The sequence below is a fragment of the Actinomadura sediminis genome (genome assembly GCF_042675525.1).
Taxonomy (GTDB): domain Bacteria; phylum Actinomycetota; class Actinomycetes; order Streptosporangiales; family Streptosporangiaceae; genus Spirillospora; species Spirillospora sediminis.
The window spans coordinates 1-2,539 of sequence record NZ_JBHTJA010000228.1; the positions used below are offsets into that span (position 1 = coordinate 1).

Consider the following 2,539-nt stretch of genomic DNA (forward strand, 5'->3'; position numbering starts at 1 on the left):
AGGTCCGCGGCCGCCGCGCCGCCCGGCCGTCCGCGCCCAGCGTCCCGGCCGCGCGGCCCAGCAGGAACGCGGCCGTGACCGAGCACCCCACCACGCCGAGCAGGCTCGCGGCGCCCAGCTCCCCGCGGACCGCGTACGAGGACACCGACGCGGTGAACACCCCCGTGCACATCGCGAGCGCGAAGCCCAGCGCGGGCGCCGCGTACGGGCCGGGCAGCGCCGCCGCGGCGAGCAGCAGCGCGCACAGGACCAGGTCCGGCACCAGGAAGAGGTTGTCGGTGCGCCACGAGTCGTGGACGAACAGGAACGCGAACGTGGTCGCGCTGATCAGCACCGCGAACGCGCGGCCGAAACCGATGAGGGTCATGCCCCCATCACAGCGGCGGCGCCCGCGCGGGTGAATCGGCCGGCCGGGCCGACCCGGCGGCCACCCGGCGGAGGCCGCCCTCCTGCGCGCGGACGAGGCCCCCGCCGGGGCCCGGCGTCTACGATCGGGGCGTGTTCGCCGAACGGGTGGAGGAGTTCGTCTCGCGCCGGTTCGTCCCGCTGCGCGCCGCGCTGGTCGCGGTCCTGGCGGCCGGGGACCTGGCGCTCATGCACCGCCCAGGCGGCGCCGCCGACTGGACGCTCGTGGCCGCCGCATACGGGACGTACGCGGCGGCCGCGCGGCTGCCGGCGCCCGCCGTGGCCGCGCTCGCGGTCCTGCTGGGCGCCGCCGAGGCGGCGGACTCGGCGGTGCTGTTCCCCGTCAAGGCGATGCTGGCGATCGCGCTGTTCGAGCTGGCCGTGCGCCGCCCGGCGGCGGAGCTCGCGGCCGGGGCGGCGGCGTTCGCGGCGGCGGTCGCGGTCGGCTGGATCGGCGACCCGCCCGGGGACGTCGCGCCCGCGCTGTTCCGCGTCGCGGTCTTCCTCACCGTCCTGCTCCTGGCGGGTGCGTACGTCCGGTCGGCGCGGGCGGCCGCGCGGGAGGCGGCGGAGCGGGCCGCCGCCGACGAGCGCGCGGCGCGGGCCGCCGAGCGCACCGCGATCGCCCGCGAGCTGCACGACCTGGTCGCGCACCACGTCTCGTCGATGGTGCTGCGCGTCGGCGTGGCGCGGCACGTGCTGACCGGCGCCGAGCCCCGCGTCCGCGACGTCCTGGACGACCTGCACGCCACCGGCACCGCGGCCCTCGACGACCTCGGCCGGCTGGTCGCGGTACTGCGCGACCCGGCCACCGTGCGGGACGAGCCGCCCCCGGTCGAACCGGCCGCGCTGCCCGCCGCGCTGGCCCGGGCCGTCGAACGGTGCCGCGCGGCGGGCCCGGCGGTCGAGGCGGCCGTCGACCCGGCGGTCGCGTGCCTCGACGCGATGCGCGGCGTCACGCTGCTGCGGCTGGTGCAGGAGGGGCTCGCCAACGCCGCCCGGCACGCCGGGCCGGACGCGACCGTCCGGCTGTCCGCGCGCGTCGACGGCGGCGCCGTCCGCCTGGTGATCAGCGACGACGGGCGCGGCGGCCCGGCCGTCCCCGGGCACGGGCTGACCGGCATGCGCGAGCGCGTCGACCTGCTCGGCGGGTCGTTCGCGGCGGGCCCGGCCGGGCGCGGCTGGCGGCTGACGGCCGAACTGCCGCCGCCGCAGGAGGTGCGGGCGTGATCCGCGTACTGATCGCCGACGATCAGCACCTCGTCCGCATGGGGCTGCGGATGCTCTGCGAGTCGGCCGGCGACGTGACCGTCGTCGGCGACGCGGCCGACGGGCACCGGGCGGTGGCGCTGGCCGCGCGGCTCGTCCCGGACGTGACCCTGATGGACCTGCGGATGCCGGGCCTGGACGGCGCCGCGGCCACCGAGCGGATCACGGCGGCGCGCCCGGACGCCCGCGTGCTGGCGCTGACCACGTTCGGCGACGACGACCACCTCTACCCGGCGCTGGCCGCGGGCGCCCGCGGGTTCCTGCTGAAGAGCGCACCGCCGGAGGAACTGCTGGACGCGATCCGCCGCGCGGCCGCGGGCGGCACCCCGTTCAGCCAGGAGGTGCTGGGGCGGCTGGTCGAGCGGGCGGTGAGCGCGCGCGCCGAGACCGCGCCCGCCGACCTCACGCCGCGCGAGCGGGAGGTGCTGGTACTGGTCGCGGCGGGGCTGTCCAACCAGGAGATCGCCGCACGCCTGCACGTGGGGGCGACCACCGTGAAGACGCACGTCGCCGCGCTCCTCGCCAAGACCGGCTGCCCGAACCGGATCCGCCTCGCGGTGTTCGCCGTCCGCGCCGGGCTCGCCCCGGGATGACCCCCGCGCGCGGCGCCTAGCGTGAGGCGTCCGCCTCCTCCGCGACGACGTCCTCCGGGGGCGCGCCCCGCCCCTCGGCGTACGCGGCGCCGAACGCGGCGTCGCCCGCGTTCGCGGCGGCCTCGGCCCGGGCCCGCTCGGCGTCGGTGCGGTGCAGCGGCAGGGTGGCGCGCCACGCGCCGAGCAGGGCGTCCGCCGCGCCGAGCAGCCGCGCCGCCTGGCGCGGATCGCGCCCGGCGTACGCCGCCGCCAGCCCCGTCAGCGCCAGCGCG

4 protein-coding genes are annotated in these 2,539 nt (G+C 79.6%); 2 read left to right on the forward strand and 2 right to left on the reverse strand.

The window, feature by feature from the left end; all coding sequences use genetic code 11:
- Nucleotides 1-367, reverse strand: a 367-nt coding sequence (locus ACFQ11_RS37490; protein ID WP_378307682.1) for a hypothetical protein, incomplete at its 3' end; no start/stop codon positions are given.
- Between the two features lie 131 nt (nt 368-498).
- On the opposite strand from ACFQ11_RS37490, the gene ACFQ11_RS37495 reads away from it, so the two are divergent.
- Together ACFQ11_RS37495 and ACFQ11_RS37500 are read left to right on the forward strand one after the other, a co-directional pair.
- Nucleotides 499-1,635 carry a sensor histidine kinase gene (locus ACFQ11_RS37495; RefSeq protein WP_378307684.1) on the forward strand — a complete coding sequence of 379 codons (1,137 nt, stop codon included), beginning with the start codon at nt 499-501 and terminating at the stop codon, nt 1,633-1,635.
- Nucleotides 1,632-2,267, forward strand: a complete 636-nt coding sequence (locus ACFQ11_RS37500; protein ID WP_378307686.1) for a response regulator — start codon at nt 1,632-1,634, stop codon at nt 2,265-2,267. The genes ACFQ11_RS37495 and ACFQ11_RS37500 overlap by 4 nt, the downstream gene beginning before the upstream one ends.
- Before the next feature lie 16 nt (nt 2,268-2,283).
- Here ACFQ11_RS37500 and ACFQ11_RS37505 read toward each other — a convergent pair.
- The coding region (locus ACFQ11_RS37505; protein ID WP_378307688.1) for a hypothetical protein at nt 2,284-2,539 on the reverse strand (256 nt) is incomplete at its 5' end.